Source organism: Pseudomonas sp. GW821-FHT05D12 (genome assembly GCF_059419825.1).
Map to the genome: position 1 here is coordinate 87141 of NZ_JBWKSN010000002.1, position 21048 is coordinate 108188.

Sequence of the window (21048 nt, forward strand, 5' to 3'; positions counted from 1 at the left end):
ACGCTCCAATCAGTGGGTAGCCGGGGCCAGCGGTGCGTGGGACGGCGACTCGTCGACGGCTTCGCTTTCATCCGCTTCGTGTTCCAGGCGCACCAGGTGGGCCGGCACGCCGGTGGCGGCGCCCCAGTAGTAGATGCCGAGGGCGCAGACCGCGACGACGACGGTGTCGAACGGATGACTGAGCACGCCGATGCCGCCGAAACTGCCGAGCTTGGACAGCAGGATGGTCACTGCGTAGAAACCGATCAGCCACGCCGACGAGCGCACTTGTTGCTTGAGGTTCAGGTGCGCGGTCGGTACCCAGCGGGCGCACAGCAGGTACACCACGAACATCAGGATCTGCAGGCCCAGCAGCCACGACACGGTGCTCCAGCCCGACCAGTACACGATCAGTGCGGCAATGATGAACGACAGCGGGCCGAGCACCGCCATGCCCTTGACCCGGAACGGCCGCGCCATTCCCGGCGCATTGCGACGCAGCGCGGCGACGGTCACCGGGGCCACGGCGTAGCTGAGGATCAGCGCGGCGGACACCACGTTGATCAGCGCTTCCCAGGACGGGAACGGCAGGGTCCAGAACACTGACAGGGCAAAGGTCAGCCACAGCGCCGGGCGCGGGATGCCGGATTTCTCATCGATGCGCGTGAAAATCTTGAAGAACGTGCCGGTCTGCGCCCAGCCGTACACCACGCGCGGCGTGGCGTTCATGTAGATGTTGCCGCAGCCGCTGGGCGAAATCACCGCGTCGGCCACCACCAGGTAGGCCAGCCAACCCACACCCAGCGCGAGGGCGATATCGCGGTACGGCAGCGCCAGTTCCTTGCTGATCCCGGCCCAGCCGTTGGCGAGCATTTCGGTGGGTACGCCGCCGAGAAACGCGGTCTGCAGCAGCACATAGATGGCGGTCGACAACAGCACCGAGAGGATCAGCGCAATCGGAATCGTGCGTTGCGGGTTCTTCACTTCACTGGCCACCGAAATGATCGGCGTCAGCCCCAGGTAGGCAAAAATCACCCCGCCGGCCGACACCGCCATCTCGATACCCGAGAGGCCGAACGGTGCAAAGCCGTGCACTTGGAAATTCGCCGGCTTGAAGAAGGTGAACAACACGCCGATCACCAGCAACGGCACGATGAACTTGAACACGCTCACCAGGTTGTTGGCGATGGCAAAGGTCTTCACGCTGCGGTAGTTGAGCACGAAGAACAGGCACAGCAGGGCGAATTGCACCAGCCAGCCGAGGGTGGTCGGGTCACTGGAGCCGGCCTTGGTCAGCTCGGGAAACCACGCGGCGGCGTATTGGCGCGAGGCGACCACTTCAATGGCGACCAGGCTGGAAAACGCGATCAACGTGATAAAGCCCATCAGGTAGCCCAGCAACGGGCCGTGGGAGTACACCGGGTAACGCACCACGCCGCCGGCGCGAGGCAATGCCGCGCCCAGTTCGCAGTAGACGATGCCCAGCAGCAGCACCGCGAAACCACCGATCAACCAGGAAAAAATCCCGGCCGGACCGGCGATTGCCGAGACGTGGCTGGCCGCGAACAACCAGCCGGAACCAAAGATCGCACCCAACCCGATAAAGGTGAGGTCCATCAACGAAAGTTGCTTCTTGAACTTGCCTTGACCTGACATAGCGTCGCCTTCTTGTGAGTTATTGGATAGGCATGCAGTGGCGCTATCGTGAACGCATCGGCAGGGCGCCGATTGATGTTTTGCGCAAGCGCGAATGACGAATTCAGCACAGTTTTCCGCGCTCGACAGCGCCCCGGGCATGCGGCAATCTGCTCGGCGTCCGCGTCAGAAAGTGGGGAGAGAAACCATGCTGCACAGCGCATTTGCGACCCTTTGCCAAGGGAGCGAGGCCAGCCGCCCGCACAGCATCGAGCAGCTATTGGCCGGCGTCGCCCAGCTGCTGCCGATGCTGGATGTGATCCCCAACGCCGCGATCTTCATCAAGGACATGGACGCCCGTTACCTCCTCGCCAACCGCACCCTGGTGCAACGCTGCGGCCTCAAGCAGCTGCAGCCGCTGCTGGGCAAGACCAGCGCCGAGGTGTTCCCCGCGCAGTTGGGGCCGGGCTACACCGAGCAGGATCGGCGCGTGCTGCAAGAAGGCTTTGTGCTCGAAGACCAACTTGAACTGCACCTCTACGGCACCCGCGAACCGGGCTGGTGCCTGACCCACAAATGGCCGCTGTACAACCACACCGGCCAAATCATCGGCCTGGCCGGCCTCTCGGTCGACCTGCAATCGGCCAGCGAAACCCACCCGGCCTACCAGCGCCTGGCAGCGGTGGACGAGCACATCCGCGCGCACTTCAACCGCCGCGTGACCCTCGGTGAACTGACGCGGATCGCCGGTATTTCCGTGGCCCAGCTGGAGCGTTACTGCAAGCGCGTGTTCCACCTCACCCCCCGGCAGATGATCCAGAAAGTGCGCCTGGAACACGCCCACCGGCTGTTGCACTCGGACATGCCGATTACCGAGGTGGCGCTGCAATGTGGCTACACCGACCACAGCGCGTTTACCCGCCAGTTCAAGGCGTCGACGGGGTTTACGCCGAGGCAGTATCGGCAGGCGACCGGCGGACCGGATTAGCCCCCGAACATCGCAATGCAACGAATGGCCCGCGTACGCCTCATATGTCTACGAGTAATGTTTCACAACGACAGGTACCAAACTTATGACGGCGGCTGAAAACAACCATGTGAACTGGCTGGTAGAACAATCGATGCTGCATGCGGCTCGCCAGCGCGCCAAGCTCTATTCGGGGCAGGGCCGGTTGTGGCAGCAGCCGTACGCGCAGACCCGGCCGCGCGATGCGTCGGCGTTGTCGTCGGTGTGGTTTACCGCCTACCCGGCGTCGATAGTGACCCGCGAGGGCGGTACGGTGCTGGAGGCGCTGGGGGACGAGAGCCTGTGGCATGCGCTGTCGAAAATCGGCATACAGGGCATCCATAACGGCCCGCTGAAGAAATCCGGCGGCCTGACCGGCAGCACGCACACGCCGACCATTGACGGCAATTTCGACCGCATCAGCTTCGAGATCGACCCGCAGCTGGGCACCGAGGCGCAGTTGCAGGCGTTGACGCGCATGGCCGCGGCGCACAATGCGGTGATCATCGACGATGTGATTCCGTCCCACACCGGCAAGGGCGCGGACTTTCGCCTGGCCGAGATGGCCTACGAGGATTATCCCGGCCTGTACCACATGGTCGAGATCCGCGAGGAAGACTGGCCGTTGCTGCCCGACGTGGCCGAAGGGCGCGATGCGCAGAACCTCAGCCCTGCGCAGGTGGATGCGCTGCGCGACAAGCACTACATCGTCGGCCAGCTGCAGCGGGTGATCTTCTTCGAGCCGGGCGTGAAAGAGACCGACTGGAGCGCCACCCAGGTGGTGATCGGCGTGGATGGCAAGCCGCGTCGCTGGGTGTACCTGCATTACTTCAAGGAAGGCCAGCCATCGCTGAACTGGCTCGACCCGACCTTCGCCGCCCAGCAGATGATCATTGGCGATGCCTTGCATGCCATCGACGTGATGGGCGCGAAAATCCTGCGCCTGGATGCCAACGGCTTCCTCGGGGTGGAGCGCAAGCTCGATGGCACGGCCTGGTCGGAAAGCCATCCGCTGTCGATCACCGGCAACCAGCTGCTTGGCGGCGCGATTCGCAAGGCGGGCGGCTTCAGTTTCCAGGAATTGAACCTCACCGTAGATGACATCGCATCGATGTCCCATGGCGGCGCCGACCTGTCCTATGACTTCATCACCCGTCCCGCGTACCAGCATGCGCTGCTGATGGGCGATGCCGAATTCCTGCGCCTGATGCTGCGCGAAATGCATCGCCAGGGCATCGACCCAGGCTCGCTGATCCACGCGCTGCAAAACCACGATGAACTGACTCTCGAGCTGGTGCACTTCTGGACCCTGCACGCCCACGACACCTTCCTCTACCAGGGCCAGACCTTCCCCGGCAACATCCTGCGCGAGCACATCCGCGAGCAGATGTACGAGCGCCTGGCCGGCGAGCATGCGCCCTACAACCTCAAGTTCGTCACCAATGGGGTGTCCTGTACCACCGCCAGCATCATCACGGCGGCGTTGGGCATTCGTGACCTGGAGGCGATTACCCCGGCGGATATCCAGCAGATTCGCCAGATCCATTTGCTGTTGGTGATGTACAACGCCATGCAGCCGGGAGTATTTGCCTTGTCGGGTTGGGACCTGGTGGGTGCGCTGCCCTTGTCTGCCGATGAGGTGGCGCACTTGATGCAGGACGGCGACACGCGCTGGATTCATCGCGGCGCCTATGACCTGGTAGACCTGAACCCTGAGGCCGAACTGTCCGCCGGGCAGATACCGCGCGCGAAAAGCCTTTACGGCAGCCTGAACAGCCAGTTGCAGGACCCTGAGTCATTCGCCTCGCAACTGCAGAAAATCCTCGCCGTACGCCGCGCCTACGACATCGCGGCGAGCCGCCAGATCCTGGTGCCGGACGTGCAGCATCCCGGCCTGCTGGTGATGGTCCACGACTTGCCGGCGGGTAAAGGCACGCAGATTACCGCGCTGAACTTCGGCGCCACGCCGATCACCGAAACCCTGCACCTGCCCGACATCGCGGCCGGGATGGTGGTGGACATCATCAACGAGCGGGTGGAGGGCGATCTCACTGCCGAAGGCGAGTTCACCATCACCCTGGATGCGTATGAGGGGCTGGCGTTGCGGGTGGTCAGCAGTTCGCCGATGCTCTAAGGCCCGAATGCCGCCATCGCTTCATCAATAAAATGCCGCAGCTTGGCGGTGCGCTGGCGGTCGGCGGGGTAAATCAGACTCATGGGCTTGGAGGGCCCTTCAAACGTGGGCAGCACCCGCACCAGTTGGCCGCTGGCGAGTGCCGGGGCCAACAGGTCGAGTGCTGCCATCACCACGCCAAAGCCGGCAATCGCCGCCTTGAGCTGCGCGTCGGCACTGTTGACCCGCAACCGGCTGCCCACCTGCACCGGGTAGGCTTTGCCGTGGCGGATGAACGTCCACTCCTTATCCATCACGCGGTCGGTGAACACATACCCCAGGCAGGCATGGTCGGCGAGGTCGCTCGGCTGTGCGGGGGTGCCGTGTGCCTGCAGGTAGGCCGGTGACGCGCATACCAGCAGTTGGTAGGGGCGCAATGGCCGTACCACCAGGCTGGTGCTGTCGGCTACGCCGGGATCGCCGATGCGAAATGCCGCCTCTATGCCCTCGGCAATCAGGTCGACGTAGCGGTCGGTCAGGTCGAGGTCGATCTCGACGCGCGGATGCTGCGCCAGGAAGTGGTTGATCACCGGCATCAGGCTCTGCGCGCCAAAGTTCTGCGGCGCGCTGATCTTCAGCGCGCCCATCGGTTGGGCATGCGACTCCAGCGCCAGCGCATCCGCGGCTTCGACATCCGCCAGCACGCGCACGCAGCGCGTGTAGTAGGCGCGACCGAACTCGGTGAGTTGCTGGCGCCGAGTCGTGCGGTTCAACAAGCGCACTTGCAGGTGCTGTTCCAAGTGATCGATGTAGCGCGCGATCATCTGGGGTGACAACCTCAGCGTGCTGGCGGCGCCCGCGAAGGAGCCGGCATCTGTAGCCGTGACGAAGACGTGCATGGCGCGAAATTTATCCATCATTCATCACTTTCAGTTGTTAATGTGTCAATTAGTGGTCTGTTTATCTTGATAAGGGTGGCGAATAGGCTAGCACCTTTTCCAGGAGACCTCCGATGAACCCGCCAGAAATCTTCCAGCACATTGCCCGCAGTCGTCGTGTAACGCGGCAGTTTTTATCGACGCCGTTGACCGAGCAACAGATCAATCGCGTGCTGCTCGACGCCCAGCACAGCCCGTCCAACTGCAACACGCAGCCGTGGCACGTGCACATCGTCAGTGGCCACACCCGTGACCGTCTCTCGGCCGCATTGCTCGACGCCGACAACCGCCAGCACTTCACCGCCGATTTCGAGTTCGACATCGACGCCTATACCGGCGTGTTCGCCCAACGTGCGCAAGACAGTGGTCGCGCCCGCTATGAGGCGATTGATATCGGCCGTGATGACCACGCCGCGCGCCTGGCCTGCCTGCGCCACAACTTGACGTTCTTTGATGCTCCCCACGTGGCCTTCTTGTTCATGCCGCACATCGGCGATCACGTGCGTTCGGCCGGCGATATCGGCATGTATGCGCAGACCTTCCTGCTGTCGTTGCAGGCGCGCGGGCTAGGCGGAATTCCGCAGACCTTGTTGGGGATGTATGCCGATACGGTGAGGGAGGTGTTGGGGGTGAGTGAGGACTTGAAGCTGATGTTCGGCATTTCATTCGGCTATGCCGATGCGCATTCTGCCTCCAATTTTGTCGAGGTGGGCCGCGCCACGTTGGAGGACAGCGTGGTGAGGCATTACTGAGCCCCGCCAGTGAACGGCTGGAGCGCGCTCGCCAGCGCTCCAGCACGTTGCGCCTTCAGGGTTGCGCGCGCGCCTGCGCCGCCTGCAACACCCGCAGCAGATTCCCGCTCCAGATATTCGCCACCTGCTGCTCGTTGTAACCGGCATCCAGCAAGCGCTGGGTTACCACCGGCAATTGGCTGACGTCTTCCAATCCGCTCACGCCACCGCCGCCATCCCAGTCCGCACCGATACCGACATGATCCGGGCCGGCCACTTCCAGCAGGTGCAGCAGGTGCTGCATGAAGACATCGAGGTCGGCCTTGGGCTGGGCAAAGCGCTGGTTGATCGTGTCGCGTTCCTGGTAGAGGTCCTTGATTTGTTCCGGGCTGAGGGCGGCGAGGTTGTGAAAGCGTGCGCCGAGCGCGGCCATGGCTTTGTTGCGCTCCGGGTTGGGTGTCAGCGGGATCAGGTAGTCGCTGTAGGCGTTGACCTGAATCACGCCACCTTTTGCCGCCAGTTGGCGCACGCGGGCGTCGTCGAGGTTACGCGGGTGCGGGTTGACCGCGCGGCTGCTGGAGTGCGAGGCGATGATCGGCGCGCTGGACAACGCCAGCATCTGGTCGAACACCGCATCACTGGCATGCGACACATCCAGCAGGATGCCCAGGCGGTTGGCCCGTTGCACCAGGTCGCGGCCCTTGGGGCTCAGGCCTTTCCATTCGGGCAGTGCGGTGGCGGAATCGGCCAGGTCGTTGTTCATGAAATGCACCAGGCCGAGCATGCGCAAACCCTGGCGATAGTAGGTGTTGAGCAACGCGGGGTCGGAGCTGAGCGGGTCGGCGTTTTCCATACTGATGAAGACCACGCGCTTGCCCTCGGCGGCGATGCGGCGGGCGTCGTCGGCGGTGAGGGCCAGGGCGAAGCTGTCGGGATTGCGGTCGATCACATCGCGGATGCGGGTCAGGGTCGCCAGCCCATAGGCGCTGGCATATGCACGGCCTTCCTCGGTGCGCGGGCCCTGGGGCGTGTACACCGCGAAGAAACCACCGTCCAGGCCACCTTCGCGCATGCGCGGCAGGTCGACCTGGCTGCCATCCTGGCGGTAGTCATGGCGTTCGAGAATGTTCCAGCCGGGGCGGGTCAGGGTCAGGGGGGTATCCAGGTGGCTGTCGAGTACCAGCAGGCGTTGGTGCAGGGCCAGGGTCGCGGGGCTGACCACGGTGTCGGCGTTGGCCAACAACGGCAGCAAGGCGAGCAGCAGCAGGCGCTTGTTCATGTTCAGAACTCCATGCTCAGGGTGCTTTGGAAGGTGCGCGGCGAGCCCGGGCGGAAGACCGCGGGGCCGCTGGTGCTGGTGAGGATGTAGCCCAGGTAGTCCTTGTCGAACAGGTTGTCGATGTTGAAGCGCACCTTCACATTTTTCAGCGGCCCGTAATGCAGGCGCTCGCCACCCAGGTCCAGGTAGGCGTTGTAGAGGGTGTAGCCGGGTACCGATTCGCTGTTGGTGAAGTTGCTGTAGCGCTCGCCGATATAGCGCGCCGAGAAATTCAGCACTGCCCACGGCGCCAACTCATAGGTGACGCCGGCCTGGGCCAGCCAGCGCGGGCTGTCGGGTACCTCGTTGTGCTTGATCGAAAGGCCGCCGGCGTCGTTCTGGAACGTCGAGGTGTTGTAGGTCAGGTTGCCGTTGAGCACGACTTTGTCAGCCAGGTACGGCAGCTTCCATTGCCCGCTCAGTTCACTGCCGTAGGCCTGCACCTTGCCGACGTTCTGGTAGTAGGTTTCGACCTGGCTGCTGCCGGGGACCGGCGAGGCGAAGGCTTGCAGGCGGTTGTCGAAGTCGGTGCGGTACAGCGCCCACGCAGCGTTGAAGCTCGGGCGATTGATGCGGTAGCCGACTTCATAGTTCTTCGCGCGTTCGGCTTCCGGCGGTGGTGCGCTGGGGCTGGCGGCGCGGAAGATATCGTCGGCACCCCGCGGCAGCGCCATGTTTTCCGAGTAGGAGGCGAACACCTGGGTGTCGTCGGTCAGGTTGTAGACCAACCCGGCCTGGGGCAGGAACGCGTCGTTCCACTGGGTCGCGATACGCGGCTGGCGGTTGTTGATGTAGTCGCCGGCATTGCGGTAGCCCTCGATGCGGTATTTCAGGTGCAGGCTCTTGAACCCGTACTGCAGGCGCAGGCGATCATCGAGCAGTGTCCAGGTGTCCTTGAGGTGGTACTGCAGTGAGTCGCGAGTGGAGCTGAAATCGCCTTGCAGGTGCACCGGCTCATTGAACAACGGTTCGCCGGCCGGGCTGCCGTCGGTGAGGTTGTAGCGCGCCTGTTGACGGTTGAACACATCGGTCTCGGCCCACAGGCCAGTGTCGATCTGGTGCTGGCCGACCTCCCATTGCAGGCCGGTGCGGCCGCCAAATCGATGGCCGCTGAGGGACGACAACCCGTATTGCACGCCGCGAGGTGCGAACAGGCCATGGACGTTGCCTTCGGCATTGTGCAGCGCCAGGGAAGTGGCGTAGGCCTCGGGGGATACGCCAAAGCCTTTCTTGGCCTCGTAGTACAGCGTGGTGTAGTTGAGCAGGTCGGGGCGAATCTCGAACTGGCCGCCGAGGCTGTACAAGGTGTCGCGCCGCTGGTTGACCGCCTGCTTGTAGAACTGGTTGTAGTTGGTGTTGCTGTAGCGCACGCCGGGCACGGTCTCGGGCAAGTCGGGCAGGCTGCCGAGGTAGGCGAAGTAACGGCCCGAGCGGCCGAACGGGTCGTTGGCGCTGCCGTCGTACTGGGCGATGCTCACGTACGGCGAGTCATAGTCGTAGAACGCGTTGTGCACCGCGCGCAGCCATACCTCATCACGATCACCGAAGCGGTAGCGCACCTTGGCTTCCAGGTGCTCGCGGTCAATGGTGCCGGGACCGCGCCACAGGTCACCGTCGATTTTCGAACGGCTGAAATACGCCGACAGGCCCTGGTACTCACCGCTTTGCAGCTTGACGAAACTGCGCCGCAGGCTGTCGCTGCCCAGGGTGTAGGAGAGGCTTGCGCCGGGCTCGACCGTGGGGTTGCTGGTCTGGTAATCCACATACGGGCCCAGGGACGCGTAGCCCGATTGCGAGACATCGCCGGCGCCGGTGGAGGCGGTGACCCGCTCGGTGTTTTCGTTGTCGACGTAGCGATAGATCGGGCTGCCGCCAAACTGGTCGGTGCGCCCCAACGGCACACCGTCGATGGAAAAACCGATCTGCTGCAGGTTGAACGCGCGCACGAACACCGAGTTGCCGAATTCATACAAGCCCAGCGCATCGTTGACCTGCACATTAAAACCGGGCAGCGCCTCGAGCATTTTCAGGCCCGAGGTACCGGCCGGTGCCGACAGCAACGCCTGGTGTGAAATGGTCAGGGTATTGCTGATCTTGTCTTCGCCGATGGCGGCGCTGGCCTCGGTCACGCGCGCGCCGACCACCTCGACTTTGCTCAGTTGCGGTTCGGTGGAACTGGCGGCCTGCGCCGCCCAACTGGAATCGGCCAGCAACAGGCTGGCGAGCAGGGTTTTACGGTACTGAGCAATCATTGTCTGTCCTTGGCAAAGAGGTGGCGTCAAAAACCGGCGTGGGCCTGGGCGAGAAACTCGGGCTGGGCCCACTCGTGCACGCTGAAGTCGTTCTGCAGGAAACCGCGTTGCACCAGGAAGTCCTTTTTCAGCTCCAGGGCGGCGAGGTTCTGCGCGGCCAGTTGCGGCACGAAATCCAGCTCGGCGATGGCGCGGCGGATAAACCCGGCATCCGGCAGGAAGGTCACCCGCGTGAACAGCTCGGCGGCGGCATCGCGGTGCTGGTTGATCCAGTGGCCGGCGCGGATTGCAGCGCGCAGGAATGCCACGACCACCTCGGGGTGTTCTTCGGCAAACGCGCGGTTGACGGTGGTGGCGTAGGGGCCGTTGTGGTTTTTCAAGGTCCAGTCCGGGTAGCGTTCCAGGTCCTCGATCACCGTGAATTCGCCGCTGGCCAACAGCGCCGGCACGTGCCCGGCGGCCACATGCACCGCGTCCACACGCCCTTCGGCCAGCGCCTGGACCTCATGCCCAGGCTTGCCATGCAACCCATGCAGTTGCGACCAGAACGCCGAAGGCCGGATCGCCGGCTGCAATGTCTGCGGATCACCTTCGTCCTCAAGCTCGATCAGCCGCACCTGCGACGGTTCCAGCCCCGCCAGTTGCAGGGCATTGAACAAGCCGTGTTCGGCCAGGGCCTTGAGCACATCGACCCGCGCTTTGTTGCGGCTGACCGGCACCCCGATGCGCTTGCCGAACAGGTCGGCGACCTGGCGGATGCGGCCCTCGGCACGCACCAGAATCTGCCCGGCGCGCTGCGTGGCGGTGGTGGCGACCAGGAGCGTGTCGGCCTGGTCGGCGCGCGCCCACAAGGCCGGCACGGCACCGCCGTCGCGAATCAACCGCGATTCGCCGTGGGTGAAGTGCGGCAACCAGCCCAGGTTTTCCGGCAGTGAGCGCAGATAGATGGCGTCGGCGCCGACGCGCTGGTATTCCTCATCCAGCCAGCCGAATTCCACGGCGATGTTCGACGCGACCAACAACGGGCAAATGCTGTAGTGGGTGGGCAGTGTATGGCTCATGACAGATTCCTCGAGGCAGGTGGGGTGACACTCAGGCGTTCCAGGCCTTGTTGCAGGTCGGCGATCAAGTCCTCGACCGCTTCAAGGCCCACATGCAGGCGCAGCAACACGCCGGGTTCGATGTGCGCGGAAGGGTGGCGTTGTTGCGGGCGGATCAGGCTTTCGAAACCGCCCCAGCTGGCGCCCATGGCGAACAGCTGCAGGCTTTCCAGAAAGGCCTTGGCCTGGGGCGCGTAGACGGGCTTGAGCACCACGCCGAAGAGCCCGGTGGAGCCGAGAAAGTCGCGCTTGAATAACGCGTGCCCCGTGGCCTCGGGCAAGGCCGGGTGCAGCACCTGGGCGACTTCGGTGCGCTGCTGCAACCACTGCGCGACCGCCAGTGCCGAACGCTGGTGCTGACGCAGGCGTACACCCAGGGTGCGCAGGCCGCGCAGGCCCAGGTAGGCATCGTCGGCGCTGGCGATATAGCCGAGCTGGCGCACGGTTTCGCGCACTGACGCGTACAGCGTTTCGGTGGTGACGATCACGCCGAGCATGGCGTCGCTGTGGCCTACCAGGTACTTGGTGGCGGCATGGATCGAGATGTCCACGCCGTGCTCGAACGCCTTGAAGAACAGCGGCGTGGCCCAGGTATTGTCGAGCATCAGCAGCGCGCCGTGGGCATGCGCGGCTTCTGCGAGGGCGGGAATGTCCTGCACTTCAAAGGTGCTGGAACCGGGTGCTTCGGCGTAGACCAGGCGGGTGTTGGGGCGCAGCAAACCGGCGATGTCGGCACCGAGCATCGGCGCGAAATAGGTGGCCTGGATGCCGTAGCGCGGCAGTACCTGGTCAAACACCTGGCGGGCATGCCAGTAGCAGTTGTCGGTCACCAGGATATGGTCGCCAGCCCGCGCCACTGCCAGCACCGCGCCGACAATCGCCGCCAGCCCACTGGGCATGATCAGCCCGCGAAAGCCGCCTTCCAGCTGTGCCACGGCGTCTTCGAAGGCGGCGGTGGTGGGGTTGCCGTTACGGCCGTAGATGTGCCCGCGATAGTGCGGGTCGTCGGCCTGTTGCAGGTGGTTTTCGAGAGTGCCGGTGTCGGGCCAGATAAAGGTCGAGCTGCGGTACACCGGGGTGTTGACGGTGCCGGCGTGGTTGGCCGGATCGCGGCCCAGGTGAGTCAGGCGGGTATCGTCGCGCAAGGGGGGCGTACTCCAGGAGGGGCTCATGCGCGTTCCAGCCGCTTGGCCCAGCGTGAAAGGGGGTAGATGTAGATAAAGAACGCGATGAACACCAAGCCGTAGGCGGGCAGCAGCAGGTCGTTGCGCAGCTGGGTCGAGAGGTGCGACTGCACGGTGGTCATCAACTCTTCCACCCCCAGCAGGTTGGCGAGGGAGGTGGACATGGTCACCGCGCAATACAGGTTCATCCACGGCGCCACCAGGCTCGGCAGTGTCTGCGGGATGATCACGTTACGCAGCGCCTGGCCGTGGCGCATGCCCAGGGCCTGGGCGGCTTCCCATTGGCCGGTCGGCACTGCACGCACGGCGCCGCGCACGATCTCCGAGACGTAGCCGATGGCAGGCATGGCCAGGCCCAACGCGACCTTGAGCCAGTCCGGCAGTTGCCACCAACGCCCGGCCCACTGCACTTCATAGGGCAGCAGGTAGGCCACGTAGAACATCACCACCAGCCACGGCAGGTTGCGCAGCAAGCGGCTCAGATGCCCGGCGCCACGCCGCAGGCCGGGGTGGGCGCTGACCTGCAGGCTGCCGAGCGCCACACCGCCGAGCGTCGCCACCAGCATCGCGGTGATGCCCATCAGGATGTTCAGGCCAAAGCCTTGCAGCAGGGCCGGTGCCCACTGCCACAGCAGTTGGAAAAGGCTCGATTCAGGCGGCATCGGGCAGCTCCTGGCCAGGCAGGCGCAGATGGTCTTCGAGGCGGCGCAGCAGCCAACTGCTGAGGCCGATCAACAGCAGCCAGACCAGCAGCAGTACCTGCATCATTTCCGCGACGTTGAAGTTGTCCGACCAGATCCGGTTGCTCGCATAGAGCAGTTCCGGCACCGCAATCGCGTAGGCGATCGAGGTCGACTTGATGGTTTGCACCACCGTATTGCCCATCGCCGGCAGGCTGTTGCGCAGGGCCAGCGGCAGCACGATGTGGCGCAATACCGTGCGCCCGTGCAGGCCCAGGGCGGCGGCCGCGTCGAGGGTGGCGCGCGGCACCGCGTCGATGCCGGCGCGCAGGTTTTCGGCCTGGAATGCGCCGCTGTGCAGGGCAATCACGATGATTGCCCACTGCGTGCCATTGAGCAGGCGCACACTGGCGCCGTCCACCAGCGGCAACAATGCGCCGACGCCAAAGTAGAAAAAGAACAGCTGCACCAACAGCGGCGTATTGCGAAACAACGCGATGTACGCCGCGCTCAGGTGACGCCACAGCGGGCGGCGCGAACCCAGGCCGGCGGCGCCGAGAATCCCCATGACCAGCGACAGCGCGATACTTGCCACCGACAACAACAGGGTCAGCCCCAGACCGAGCAGGAAGCGCTGGCGGTCCATCGGGTCCCACAGGATGCTCAGCGACAGCCCATGCTGTTCCAGCCATAGGCGCAGATTGATTTCACTCATGGCTGGCCCGTGCATGCTGCTGCGCGACCCAGGCATTGGGGGCCAGGCCGTAACGCTGTTCCAGGTCGATGATCACGCCGTGGGCATGCCAGCCTTCGACGATGCCCGACACGGCCGCCAGCAGCGCCGGCTGGCCCTTGCGCAGGGCGATGCCCCAGGGCGCCGGGTCCTGGCCTGGCAACTTGACTTCGTAATCGGCCCATTCCGGCTGGCGCGCCAGGGCGCTGTACAACGCATCGTCACCCATCGCCCCGAGGCAACGGCTGTCGGCAACGGCCTTGCGCACTTCGGCGGTGCCGTTGAACGAGGCGAATTGCACGCCATAGCGGCTTTCAAAGGGGCGTACCCACACACTGGTGGCAGGCGCGCACAGGGTTTTGCCGCGCAGGCTTTGCCAGTCCGGCACGGCGGTGCTTTTCGGCGCGAATACCGTGGCGGCCGAGCTGTAGAAACCCGGGCTGGCAAAGTCCACTTCACGTCGCCGCGCCGGGGTGTCGAGCAACGAAGTGACCAGCACTTCGCAACGCCCCTGGTCGAGGAACAGCAAACGGTTCAACGGGTTGACCTGCACCAGTTGCAGCTTCAGCGGCTGGCCGACCTTGGCGGACAGCTGCTGTTGCAGGTCGACGATCAGGTCCATGATCAAGCCGGCGGGTTTGCCTTGGGCGTCCAGGGTCTTGAACGGCGGGAATTCGTCACTGGTGCAGACGTTCAGCGTGCCGCGCGATTGCGCACGTTCCAGCAGGGGCTCGGCATGGGCGGGCACGGCGAACACTGCCAGGAGCGCAAGGGCGGCGACCGTCCGGCTCATGTCGCACTCCAGCCCAGCCGCGAACGCTGCGCCGCGCCGCTGGGGAAGGGCTGCGGCGTGCCGAGTTGCTGGGCCAGGAAGGTCAGGTAGGCGGCTTCTTCAAGGTTCACCAGCAAGCGCGTCGCCGCGAGCACATCACGCTCCGACCAGGCAAACGGCCCATGATTGGCCAGCAACGCCGCCGGCGCGTGGGGATGCTCACGCAGCGCCGCGACCACCGGCTCCGGCGCGTAACGCGGGCCCCAGGCGGTCAGCGGGATTTCCTCATCTTCCGCCAGGATCCCCAGCAGCTGTGCGGCGTGGGCACGCAGTGGGCGCCCGGCGATGGCGAAGGCGGTGAGGTACGGCGAGTGGGTGTGGATCACCGCATTGACTTGCGGGCGCTCGCGGTAGATCGCCACATGCAGCGCGGCAACTTCCTGGAGGTTGTCGGTGAGGCTGCCCTGGCTGTGGCGCAGGTCGAAATCGACGATGGCCGCCACGCCACTGTCGGCGCCGCTGAGCGAGGCGATCACCAGCCGCTCCTCGCCGGGAATGCGCAGGCTGATGTTGCCTGCCTCGTTGCTCGACAGCGCCTGGTGCTTGATCAGCAACTGCTTGGCCAGGGCAAATTCGTGTTCGAATACTTGGGTAAAACGCACAGGATCAAAGCTCATCGGGAACTCCTTGTGAGGGTCAGAAGCGGTAGTCGGCTTTCACGTAGTAGAAGGCGCCTTCGGCACCAGCCGGCGAGATGCTCTGGTAGGCCACGCGCCCGCCGACAAAGCGGTTGGCGACGTCGATCTTGTCCGGGTAGCTGTCGAAAATATTGTTGCCGCCCAGGGTCAGGGTGAGTGCCTGGCTGATGTCGTAGGACACGCTGGCGTTGCTCACCCATTGCGCCGAAAAGGTCTGGTCGCGGGCTTCGCCGAGGTTGGAATCGAGGGTGTAGGTGCCGTAGCGAATGGTGTTCCAGCTTGCCTGCCAGGCCCCCTTGCGCCAGTCGGCACCGAGGATCAGCTTGCTGTTGGGCGAGGCGCTTTCCACGTAGCTCAAGGCTTCACGATTGATCAGGGTGATGCCGGTGCCAGCCAGCGGGCCGGGGTTGTCCTTGATGTCGGTGACCTGGGTCTTGCTGTAGTTGAAGGCGCCGTTGAGGGTCAACTGGCTGGCATCGGCCAGGTCCAGGCGATAGTGGGCGGCGACGTCGACGCCGCTGGTCTTGGTGTCCAGTGCATTGGTGAAAAAGCTCACCCCGGAGTAATTGCCGTAGCCTTGGTTGGCGAGAATCTGGCTGACCTGGGTGCCGCTGAGGGTTTCCGACAGGGCGATGCGGTCCTTGATGCGGATGTGGTACGCATCGACGCTGACGCTGGCGCGCTCAATCGGTTGCCAGACCACGCCGAGGGACAGGCTGGTGGATTTTTCCGGCTTCAGGTCAGTTGCGCCCAAGGCCCGCGCCACGGGCGTGTTCACGCTGACGGTGCCGACCTGGTAGGCGGTCGGGTCGCCGGCCTTGAATTCGGTCTGGGTCGCCGAGGTGCCGATCTGCCCGAGGGTCGGCGCACGGTAGCCGCTGCTCAGGGTCGAGCGCAGGCCCCATTGCGGGGTGAAGTCATAACGCGCGGAAAACTTGCCGGTCGTGGTGGTGCCGAAATCGTCGTAGTGCTCGCTGCGTCCGGCCAGGCCCAGTTGCAGCTTTTCGGTGACCTGCTGCTCCAGGCCCAGGTAGCCGCCGAACACGTGGCGGGCATAGCGGCCTTCGTCGCTGTCCTGGGTGCCAGGGAAACCCTGGGCGCCACCCGCGCGGGCGGGCAGGGCCGTGCCATGGGTCCAGGAGGCGAGGTCGCCGGCGATCACTTCATAGGACTCGTTGCGCCAGGCCAGGCCACTGGAAAACACCAGGGGGCCGGCGCCCCAGCCGACCTTGAATTCCTTGACGTGATCAAGGCCGACGTTGGTCTGCTCATTCACCAGCGCCCCGGCGTTGAAGCTCGTCGGGCTGGCGGGGCCGAGGCTGGCATTGAGCGAATCGCTGAGGTGATAGTCGATGCGGTTGCGCCCGTAGTTGGCGCTGAGGTCGAAGCTGCCGAGCTGTTCATCGCGGATCTTCACGCCGCCGGTGACCGAGGCATCCCGCGAGCGCACATCCAGCAGTGGCAGGAAACCATTGGGGTACACGGCCACCAGGTTGTTGGGGTCGATGGGGCGGCGAAAAGTCGCCTGGGATTCACCGGTGCGGTCCTGGTAGGTGGCAAAGCCGTACAGGTCGACTGCGTCGTTGAGTGACAGGCCGCTGTTCAGCGCCAGGTTCCAGTCCTCAAGGCCCGGGGAACCGTAGCGCCAGTGACGGTCGGCATCCGCTTCGCGGGCATCGCCGGTGGGGTAGAACTGCCGGCCATCGGTGCCGCCGGTGGAGGTGCGCTCGCTGCGCAGGCCTTCGCCGCTGAGGGTCAGGAAACCGTCGCCAGGCAAGGTGAAGCCGGTCCAGCCGCCTACCGAGCGACGAAAGCCATCGCCCTTGGTGTACTGGCCAAAAGTGCTCTGCACCGCGCCGCCGTGGTCCTGCTCCTTGAGCACGATGTTGATCACCCCGGCAATCGCGTCCGAGCCGTACTGCGCCGAGGCGCCGTCGCGCAGCACTTCGATATGGTCGACCGCGCTGACCGGAATCGTCGACAGGTCAACCGCCTGGGAGCCACGGCCCAGGGTAGCCTTGGTGTTGACGAAGGCCGAGGCATGCCGACGCTTGCCATTGACCAGCACCAGCACCTGGTCGGCCGCCAGCCCGCGCAACGACACCGGCCGCTGTGACGACACGCCATCGGTGCCGTTGACTTGCGGGTAGTTCACCGACGGCACCAGGGTTTCCAGGGCCTTGGCGAGGTTATCGGTGCCGGCGCGTTCCAGCTGTTCGCTGCTGATCACATCCACCGGCGCCGCGCTTTGCAGGGCGGTGACGTCGCTGCGGCGGGTGCCGATCACTTCGACCGATTTCAATCGCGGTGCCTGCGGCTCGCTGTTGATGGCGGCAGCGGGGGCGGCGGTGCTGGCCAGTCGGTGGATCAACACCGCACCGCTGGCGGTCTGGCTGAAGCCCAACTGGGAGCCGCTCAAGGCAATGCCCAGCGCCTGTTCCTGGCTCAAGCGGCCCTGGATCGAGCGGCTGGCGCGGCCTTCTACCAGCGGCGGGTCAAACGCAATCGGATGGCCGCTTTGCTGGGAGATGCTCAGCAGCACCTCATCCAGCGGCCCTGCGGGGATATTGAAATCAATCACCGTCTGTACCGACGTCGCCTCGTTTTGAGCCAACGCCAGGGTCGGCAGCGTCAGCCCGCCGAGGGCCAATGCGCAGGCCAGCGGCGCCAGGGTGAATCCTGTTTTCAACATGCAAATCTGCTCCGGGTCGTGATGTTCTTTACGACCTTGAGCAACTTCGCGGGCGGATTTTCACCACTAAGTTAGAACGATTAGTTGGGTGTCTAGATGATTTTGTTGTGCGTATAAGCTTCGATCAAACTGATCTAAGTGCGCACTGAAAATATAAGGGAGTATTCGCACAAGGGTACTGACAGCCAGATCGGGTTGTCCGCGCACAGCATACAAAGTTCACCGATGTGAACATGTACGGCGGTCTGCACGCTTACGGAAAAGCTCATCAGGAGACAGATGCCCATGTCTGACGTATCAGTTTTGAACCCGCTTGGCTCGGTGCCGAGCCTGCATTGCGAAAACACCGTTCCGCGCAGCATGGTGCACCGTGCCGCCGTCAGCGAAGTATTCCTGACCGGCGCCGAACGCATCAAGGACGGACACTTTCGCTGCAGTGCGCAATTACCGCGCACCCACAGTTACTTCAGTGAACATACGCACCGTGCCGCGCACTACGACATGTTGTTATTGCTTGAAGTGTTCCGGCAGGCGTCGATTTATATCTCTCACGCGTTTCTGCAAGTGAATGCCCAGGACAAGTTTATTTACCTGGACAGTGTCACTCGCGTGACCGAACGGCATTTGCTGGTGGTCGGCGATCGCCCGGCGTCAGCCTCGATCGACGTGTATGTCGTGGATGAATACCTGCGCCATGGCGAGCGCAGCGGCGTCACCCTCAACATGTCGCTGAGCATCAATGGCGAAGTCGCCGCGCGCCACGAACGCATGAGCATTCGCTGGATGAGCGGCGCGGCCTGGAACAAGATGCGTGCCCGTGGCCTGGCGGCCATTCCGTTGGACGCCGACCCATTGGCACAACTGCCGCCGCCCTTGAGCCCTTCGGCGGTGGGGCGCCACTGGTTGAATAACGTGGTGCTCGGCCGGGACTTGGAGCAGGGTGCCGAGAGCCTGGTCGCGCCGCTGATTGTCGACCTCAACAACCCGGCGATCTTCGACCATCCGCTGGATCATATCCCCGGCATGCTGTTGCTCGAAGGCTTTCGCCAGGTCGCGCTGGTGGCGGCTGACCGGCAACTGCAGGTCGCCCCCGAGCAACTGTTGCTGTCGCGCTGCCATGTGGTGTTCACGCGGTTCGGCGAGTTCGGTCTGCCGACGCGGGTGCGTGCAGATCTCGCCTCCTTGTCCCGTGATGAACACGGCCAGATCACCCTCGCGCTGGATGTCGAGCAGGACGGCGTGGTGATTGCCACCGCCGAGCTGGAGTTGCTGCCGGTGGCGGCCAGCCAGCCCTTGGCCCTGGTGGCAGGGGGTGTGCGATGAGCGCGCCGGAGTTTATCTGGTTCGATTTCGGCGGCGTGCTGTCGCCGCCGATCCCGGCATTGTTCGAGCAGTACCAGCTCAAGACCGGCCTGGCCCCGCGCGTGTTGCAGCAGGCCATGAGCGACGTGGCGGACGAGTTGGGCGTGCCAATGCTCGCACCGGTCGAGAACGCCTTGCTGACCGAGCGCGAGTGGGGCGCACGGCTGGAGCAGGCGCTGCGTCGCCGCGATCCGCAGATCGACCTGTCGCGTGCGCGCCTGCAAGGCTTCGGCGAGCAATGGTTCGCCGGGGTGCCCGCGAATGCGCCACTGGTGGCCGCCGTGCGCGCGTTGAAACGTAGCGGTTTTCGCGTCGGTATCCTCACCAACAACGTGGTCGAGTGGTCGCTGCATTGGCGCGCGATGGTCGGCCTGGATGAGGTCGTGGACCTGATCGTCGACTCCAGCCAGGAGCGCACCCGCAAGCCGGACACGGCGTTTTTTGAGGTGGCCACCGCACGTTCGGGCGTGGCGCCGCAGCACAGCCTGTTGATCGATGACGTGGCGGAAAATATTCACGCCGCTGCAGCGTTGGGCTGGCAAGTGCTGCACTTCACCGACAACCACCAGGCCCTCGCGCAACTGCAGCGCGTCACCGGTGTGAGCCTGTTGCAACCTGCCGTGGAGCCTGCCTGATGAATATCGCCGTGACCGCCACACCTGAAGTGACCGTGGGGCGCATCCCGCACCTGGATGCGCCGCCGGCTTATCAACCTGCCAGCCCCGCCAATGGTCTGCCGAGGATCCTGCTGCCCAGCGGCCACCTGGCCTTTCACCTGACCCGTTATGAACACGTGCAGGCGCTGTTGCTGGATAACCGCGCGATTCGTGCACCGTGCAACGAAGAAGACGGCGCGAGCTTTTTGCCGACCATTACGCCGCCAGAACTGCTGCTCAACAATGACATTCCCGACCACGGCCGCCTGCGCAAAGTGGTCGCGCGCGACTTCAGCCCGAGCGGCGTGGCGGTGCTGCGTGAGAAGGTCGAGCAAACCACCCACGAACGCCTGGATGTGCTGCAGCGCCAGGCGCCCGGTGCCGACCTGTTTGCCCAAGTGCTCGACCACATTCCCGCGACGGTGGATTGCCAGTTGCTCGGCATTCCTTTGAGCGACCGGGAGTACTACCGACCCCTCAGCCATACCGTGCAGGTGGCGTCGGACGCGGATGTGCCGGAGCTGCTGAACCAGTTCTGGGGCGTCTACAACTACCTGACCGACCTGGTCACCGGCGCGCGGCCAACCTATCCCGATGGGTTGATCCAGCGTTTCGTCGCCAGCCGTGCCGACAGCGAACCGCCGCTCAACGACAAGGAACTGGTGGGCATCCTGCTCGGCGTGTTGATCGGCGGCGACCAGAACATCCTCACTGTGCTGACCAAGTCGGTGTACACCTTGCTGGCTGCGCCCCAGCTGTGGCAGCAATTGGTGGAGGACCCGAGGCTGATTCCGGAGGCCGTCGAAGAATTGCTGCGGCTGATCCCGCTGGGCACCATCTCGACCTTTCCGCGCCTGGCCAGTGTCGACCTGGAAGGGCCGTGGGGGTTGATCCCCGAGGGCAGCATCATCTACGCCGATGCGTTTGCCGCCAACCGCGATCCGGCGGCATTCCCCGAGCCGCTGGCGATTCGCCTGGACCGCAAGGGCGCGCGGCATTTGCAGTTCGGCTATGGCATGCACAACTGCATGGGCGCGGCACTCGCCCGGCTGGAAATCACCACGGTGTTGCAGATCCTCGTGCAACGCTTTCCCAACCTGCGCCTGGCGGTGCCGGCGGACCAGGTGCCCTGGATCGACGGCATCATCCTGCGCCGTCCGGCCCGTTTACCGGTGCTCGGCTTTACTTCAACCTGACCT

The 21048-nt window shown here is 64.3% G+C and carries 17 protein-coding genes; 6 read left to right on the forward strand and 11 right to left on the reverse strand.

From position 1 onward, the window contains the following. Positions 1 to 9: 9 nt before the first annotated feature. Positions 10 to 1635, reverse strand: coding sequence for an APC family permease (locus AC07SI_RS03320; RefSeq protein ID WP_495005088.1), 1626 nt, complete (start codon positions 1633 to 1635; stop codon positions 10 to 12). A gap of 187 nt (positions 1636 to 1822) precedes the next feature. Between AC07SI_RS03320 and AC07SI_RS03325 the strand changes: the two genes are divergently transcribed. Together AC07SI_RS03325 and treS are read left to right on the forward strand one after the other, a co-directional pair. Next, complete coding sequence (locus AC07SI_RS03325) at positions 1823 to 2602, forward strand: AraC family transcriptional regulator (RefSeq protein WP_065908295.1); 780 nt, start codon at positions 1823 to 1825, stop codon at positions 2600 to 2602. Between the two features lie 85 nt (positions 2603 to 2687). After that, positions 2688 to 4754 (forward strand): maltose alpha-D-glucosyltransferase, encoded by a 2067-nt coding sequence (treS, locus tag AC07SI_RS03330; protein WP_495005089.1) that lies wholly within the window; start codon positions 2688 to 2690, stop codon positions 4752 to 4754. On the opposite strand, the gene AC07SI_RS03335 is transcribed toward treS, so the two are convergent. Continuing rightward, positions 4751 to 5650: a LysR family transcriptional regulator gene (locus AC07SI_RS03335; protein ID WP_495005090.1), complete on the reverse strand. Its 900-nt coding sequence runs from the start codon at positions 5648 to 5650 to the stop codon at positions 4751 to 4753. The two genes, treS and AC07SI_RS03335, sit on opposite strands and share 4 nt — an antisense overlap. A gap of 95 nt (positions 5651 to 5745) precedes the next feature. On the opposite strand from AC07SI_RS03335, the gene AC07SI_RS03340 reads away from it, so the two are divergent. Continuing rightward, complete coding sequence (locus tag AC07SI_RS03340; protein ID WP_495005091.1) at positions 5746 to 6423, forward strand: nitroreductase; 678 nt, start codon at positions 5746 to 5748, stop codon at positions 6421 to 6423. Positions 6424 to 6478: 55 nt separating this feature from the next. On the opposite strand, the gene AC07SI_RS03345 is transcribed toward AC07SI_RS03340, so the two are convergent. Genes AC07SI_RS03345 through AC07SI_RS03385 form a run of 9 tightly spaced genes read right to left on the reverse strand, consistent with a single transcriptional unit; the run spans position 6479 to position 17831 of the window. Beyond that, positions 6479 to 7681: a dipeptidase gene (locus tag AC07SI_RS03345; RefSeq protein ID WP_120448707.1), complete on the reverse strand. Its 1203-nt coding sequence runs from the start codon at positions 7679 to 7681 to the stop codon at positions 6479 to 6481. 2 nt (positions 7682 to 7683) lie between these two features. Beyond that, on the reverse strand, positions 7684 to 9972 hold the full coding sequence (locus AC07SI_RS03350; RefSeq protein ID WP_495005092.1) for a TonB-dependent receptor: 2289 nt from the start codon (positions 9970 to 9972) through the stop codon (positions 7684 to 7686). Positions 9973 to 9998: 26 nt separating this feature from the next. Further along, the gene (locus tag AC07SI_RS03355) at positions 9999 to 11033 is read right to left on the reverse strand and encodes an ABC transporter substrate-binding protein (RefSeq protein ID WP_495005093.1); all 1035 of its coding nucleotides are present in this window, start codon (positions 11031 to 11033) and stop codon (positions 9999 to 10001) included. Then, positions 11030 to 12244: a cystathionine beta-lyase gene (gene metC, locus AC07SI_RS03360; RefSeq protein ID WP_495005094.1), complete on the reverse strand. Its 1215-nt coding sequence runs from the start codon at positions 12242 to 12244 to the stop codon at positions 11030 to 11032. The genes AC07SI_RS03355 and metC overlap by 4 nt, the downstream gene beginning before the upstream one ends. Further along, complete coding sequence (locus tag AC07SI_RS03365) at positions 12241 to 12918, reverse strand: amino acid ABC transporter permease (protein ID WP_495005095.1); 678 nt, start codon at positions 12916 to 12918, stop codon at positions 12241 to 12243. The genes metC and AC07SI_RS03365 overlap by 4 nt, the downstream gene beginning before the upstream one ends. Continuing rightward, on the reverse strand, positions 12908 to 13651 hold the full coding sequence (locus tag AC07SI_RS03370; RefSeq protein WP_065908311.1) for an amino acid ABC transporter permease: 744 nt from the start codon (positions 13649 to 13651) through the stop codon (positions 12908 to 12910). Before AC07SI_RS03370 ends, AC07SI_RS03365 begins: the two co-directional genes overlap by 11 nt. Next, positions 13644 to 14462, reverse strand: a complete 819-nt coding sequence (locus AC07SI_RS03375) for a transporter substrate-binding domain-containing protein (RefSeq protein ID WP_495005096.1) — start codon at positions 14460 to 14462, stop codon at positions 13644 to 13646. The genes AC07SI_RS03370 and AC07SI_RS03375 overlap by 8 nt, the downstream gene beginning before the upstream one ends. Then, positions 14459 to 15118 carry a class II aldolase/adducin family protein gene (locus tag AC07SI_RS03380; RefSeq protein ID WP_065908315.1) on the reverse strand — a complete coding sequence of 220 codons (660 nt, stop codon included), beginning with the start codon at positions 15116 to 15118 and terminating at the stop codon, positions 14459 to 14461. Before AC07SI_RS03380 ends, AC07SI_RS03375 begins: the two co-directional genes overlap by 4 nt. Before the next feature lie 19 nt (positions 15119 to 15137). Further along, positions 15138 to 17831, reverse strand: coding sequence for a TonB-dependent receptor (locus AC07SI_RS03385; protein WP_201144626.1), 2694 nt, complete (start codon positions 17829 to 17831; stop codon positions 15138 to 15140). 285 nt (positions 17832 to 18116) lie between these two features. On the opposite strand from AC07SI_RS03385, the gene AC07SI_RS03390 reads away from it, so the two are divergent. Genes AC07SI_RS03390 through AC07SI_RS03400 form a run of 3 tightly spaced genes read left to right on the forward strand, consistent with a single transcriptional unit; the run spans position 18117 to position 21045 of the window. Further along, a complete protein-coding gene (locus AC07SI_RS03390) occupies positions 18117 to 19154 on the forward strand; it encodes a ScbA/BarX family gamma-butyrolactone biosynthesis protein (RefSeq protein WP_177410334.1) in 1038 nt (345 codons plus the stop codon). Then, on the forward strand, positions 19151 to 19828 hold the full coding sequence (locus tag AC07SI_RS03395) for an HAD family hydrolase (protein ID WP_262133495.1): 678 nt from the start codon (positions 19151 to 19153) through the stop codon (positions 19826 to 19828). Before AC07SI_RS03390 ends, AC07SI_RS03395 begins: the two co-directional genes overlap by 4 nt. Then, entirely contained in the window at positions 19828 to 21045 is a 1218-nt protein-coding gene (locus tag AC07SI_RS03400; protein ID WP_495005097.1) for a cytochrome P450, read from the forward strand. Before AC07SI_RS03395 ends, AC07SI_RS03400 begins: the two co-directional genes overlap by 1 nt. Positions 21046 to 21048: the final 3 nt, after the last annotated feature.